The 3724-nt window shown below is 73.3% G+C and carries 4 protein-coding genes; 2 read left to right on the forward strand and 2 right to left on the reverse strand.

The window, feature by feature from the left end; all coding sequences use genetic code 11:
• Window positions 1-2156: helicase-associated domain-containing protein (locus CCN39_RS31935; RefSeq protein WP_143264228.1), on the forward strand; the 2156-nt coding region annotated here is incomplete at its 5' end.
• Here the strand turns inward: CCN39_RS31935 and CCN39_RS31940 are convergent.
• Together CCN39_RS31940 and CCN39_RS31945 are read right to left on the reverse strand one after the other, a co-directional pair.
• Window positions 2126-2776, reverse strand: coding sequence for a class F sortase (locus CCN39_RS31940; protein ID WP_086848323.1), 651 nt, complete (start codon window positions 2774-2776; stop codon window positions 2126-2128). The two genes, CCN39_RS31935 and CCN39_RS31940, sit on opposite strands and share 31 nt — an antisense overlap.
• Entirely contained in the window at window positions 2773-3234 is a 462-nt protein-coding gene (locus CCN39_RS31945; protein WP_086848325.1) for an excalibur calcium-binding domain-containing protein, read from the reverse strand. Before CCN39_RS31945 ends, CCN39_RS31940 begins: the two co-directional genes overlap by 4 nt.
• A 285-nt stretch (window positions 3235-3519) precedes the next feature.
• On the opposite strand from CCN39_RS31945, the gene CCN39_RS31950 reads away from it, so the two are divergent.
• The coding region (locus CCN39_RS31950) for a response regulator transcription factor (protein WP_143264229.1) at window positions 3520-3724 on the forward strand (205 nt) is incomplete at its 3' end.

Raw genomic sequence — 3724 nt, forward strand, 5'->3', positions numbered from 1 at the left:
CGACGGACTCGGCCGTCGCGGCGCGGCTCGCGACGGCCGAGTCCGTCGATTCCGCGCTGCTCGCCTTGCCGACGCCGCTGGTGCAGGTCGTCCGGGCCGTCCAGCTGTGTTACGCGCTGGGGCGGCGGCCGGTGCCGGTCGGGGAAGTCGCCCGGCTGCTCGGCACGGACGCCGGCACCGTCGAGTCCTCTGTGGACGAACTCGCCGAGCGCGCCCTGCTGTGGCGGGACGAGGACGGCGTCACACTGCCGGAACTGCTGCGGCGCGACAGCTTCGGCGCCGAAGGCCTCGGCCGGCCCGTCGCGAACCTGCTCGACGACCTCGGCCGGGCCCGGCTGGCGAAGCTGGCGCAAGCGCTCGGGGTCGGCGCGCAGAAGACGGAACTCCTCCGCTTCTTCCGCGACGGCGAGAGCGTCCGCGAGCTGTTCGCGACCGCGCCCGAGGAGACGCGGAAGCTGCTGCTGGACATGGCCGACGGCGTTCCCGAGGTCGAGGGCGTGGCCCCGGCGGGCTGGGCGTTCGACCACGGCTTCCTGTTCGGGACCTACTTCGGCACCGTGGCCATGCCGATGGAGGTGTCGCTCGCGCTGCGCGGCCCGGACCACCAGCTGCCGTTCACACCGGTGGAACCCGAGTACGCCGTCACCCACACCGGGGCCGAGGCAGCGGAATCGGCGTCGTCGGCCGCCGCGCTGCGGTTGCTCGACCGCGTGTCGGCGATCCTCGACCTGGCCGCCGCGGAACCGTTGCCGCTGCTCAAGGACGGCACGATCGGGGCCCGGCTGGTCAAGAAGCTGGCCAAGGACACCGGCGCCACGCCGGCGGAGATCGAGCTGGCCATCGACCTGGCCGCCCAGGCCGGGCTCCTGCTGGCCGACGAGCCACCGCCGCCCCGCCGCGGCCAGAAAGCGCCCGCGCCCACGCTCGCGCCCAACCCGGACCTTGCCCGGCCCGAGCCGGCACTGCTGTACCGGCTGCTGCTGACGACCTGGTGGGACCCGGTGCCCCCGGAGTTCGAGACCGACGTCGACGCGCTGGTGCGGCGGCTGCTCGTGCGGCTGCTGGCGCGGCTCGCCCCCGGTGACGCCGTCACCGACGTCGCCGCGCTGATCGAGCTGGCCGGCTGGCACGCGCCGCTGCTGCCGACCGACGACATCGGCGGCCACGTCCGGGACGCGTTGCACCAGGGCGAGCTGCTCGGCGTCGTCGCGCACGGCGCCGTGACCGCGGCCGGCCGCGCGCTGCTCACCTCGGAAAGGCTCGTCGAGGTCACCGGCGAACTGGTCTCCCGGGCGCGCACGACCGCGTTGTTCGGCACCGACCTGACGGCGATCGTGCCCGGCTCGCCCGACGCCCGGCTCGCCGCGCTGCTCGACCGCGTCGCCGATCGGGAAGCGCAGGGCACCGCGACCAGCTGGCGGTTCTCGCCGGCGTCCGTGCGGCGGGCGTTCGACCAAGGCGTCCAGGTCGGCGAGCTGCTCGACGAGCTGCGGGCCGTCGCCGCGGGCGAGCTGCCGCAGCCGCTGGTGTACCTGGTCAACGACGTCGCGCGGCGGCACGGCGAGGCGCAGGTGATCGACGTCGCGAGCGTCGTCGTCGGCGAGCCCGCCGTGCTGGCCGAGCTCGCCGCGCACCGGAAGCTCGCCAAACTCGGCCTGCGCGCGGTGGCCACGACCGTGTTGACGTCCACTGTGGACGCCACGCGCACGCTGGAAGCGTTGCGCGAAGCGGGTTACGCGCCGACCCGGCACGCCGCGGACGGCAGCATCGTGCTGCCCACCCGTGACCAGGCCGAGCCGACGGTGGCCGTCCGCGACCCCGGTCCCGGCGAACAGCTGCCCGATCCCACCGGCCACGCCGAGCGGTTGCTGGCCGCCCCGGCGACCGGCCCGGCGCTGCTGCGCGGCCAGCTCGCGCGGGCGATGAGCGACCGCTACGCGGGCCGCCTCACGCCGAAGCAGCAACAACTCTGCTGGCAGCTCGAAGCCGGGCTGCCGGTGGACATCGCGTACCGCGGCGAGCACCTCGTCATCGCCTTCCCCGAGCTCGACGGCGACGTCCTGGACGTCTGGTCGCTCCACGAGCGCACGTACCGGCGGCTCGAGCTGACGTCGATCGAGCTGGCTCAGGCTTCGACGGCGGTGAGCCTCGCGTAGGCCACGACGTTGTCGAGGTAGTTGCCGCTCGACCGGTCGAACGCCCCGCCGCAGGTGATGAGCCGCAGTTCGGGGTCCGGGGTGTCGCCGTAGACCTGGTCGGTCGGGAACGTGGCCTTCGGGTAGCGGTCGACGCGGTAGACGGTGAAGACGGCGATCCGGCCGTCCGCGCGGCCGACCCGGGCCTGCTCGCCCGGGCGCAGCTCCTTCAGGCGGGAGAACGCGCCGGGCACGTGCCGGTAGTCGACGTGCGCGGCCAGCACCGCCGGGCCGGTCTCCCCGGGCGACGGCGCGCCGGTGAACCAGCCGACCGTCGTGGCGTCGCCCGGGACTTCCAGCGCGCCGTCCGGCGTCAGGCCGAGGTCCTCGATTTCCCCGGCCCGCACGCCGATCGCCGGGATCGTCAGTGACGCCGGTTTCGCCGCGGGGAGGCCGTCGGCGGTCGTTGCGGAGGTGTGCGCGACGCTCGCGGTGCCCGCCGGGTTCGTGGCGGCCGGGCTCGGCGGGGCGATCTCCTGCGGCGCCTTCGGCGACAGGACGAGGACGAGGGCCACGGCCACGACAACGCCGAGCGCGGCGATGACCGCCGTGACCGCGGGCCACAGGCGCGGATGCCTCAACTCGGGCGCCGGCGCAGGTAGAGCACCATGCCGCCGGAGACCGTCGCGGCGAGCAGCGAGCCGCCGAGCACGAGGAAACCGGGGACGTCGTCGGCCGGCTCACCGCCGCCGGTGGCGACGCCGCCGACCGGCTTGACCTTCACCTGGCCGTCGGGCTTTTTGGTGGTCGTCTTCGGCGGCGCGGGCTTTTTCGCCGTGGACGTCGTCGTGCTCGGCTGTTTCGGGCGGTGCGCCAGGGATTCGCAGGCGATTCCGTTCTTGTCGCGGTCCAGGCCGTTGGGGTCGCCCGGCGTCGCGTCGAGAACCGCCTGTGCGTCCTCCTGGTACTGGAAGTCCGAGCAGTTTTTGTCCCCGTCGAGCGGGGTCGCGAGCTGAGCGGAAGCGAAGGGGACAGGGCCGAGGAGAGCGAGCCCGGCGACGGCGGCGGCCGTCGTCAAGGCGCGGCGAAACAGGGACAACGGAATTCCTTCCGAACGGAATCTGGGGCGATTGCGTGGTTACTATCGCCGCCTCGGCGAGGCTGTTACGGACGATTCCGGAATTTCGGGAATGCCAGCGCTCCACGAAGCGCCGTGGATTCCGTGATTCTTTCGCGTTTCCACTTCCACCTGCGGATTCACCGGACAGGAATGCATACCGGGCGGAATGTTACGGGGCCCGCGGTCACACCTTTGAGGTAATTCACGTGTGACGGGGCCGACCGGCCGCCACCGCGGTGTCCGCGCACCCCGTAGCCTCGGGGTATGCCGATCCAGGTACTGCTCGTCGACGACCACGAACTGGTCCGCCGCGGGCTCCGCGACCTCCTCGGCGACGAGCCCGACATCGAGGTCGTCGCCGAGGCGAGCAGCGTCGAAGAGGCACTGGCGGTGGCGATGCACGTCGAGCCGGAGGTCGCGGTGGTCGACGTCCGCCTCGGCGACGGCGACGGCATCACGCTCTGCCGCG

Source organism: Amycolatopsis kentuckyensis (genome assembly GCF_002155975.1).
GTDB classification, from domain to species: Bacteria; Actinomycetota; Actinomycetes; order Mycobacteriales; family Pseudonocardiaceae; genus Amycolatopsis; species Amycolatopsis kentuckyensis.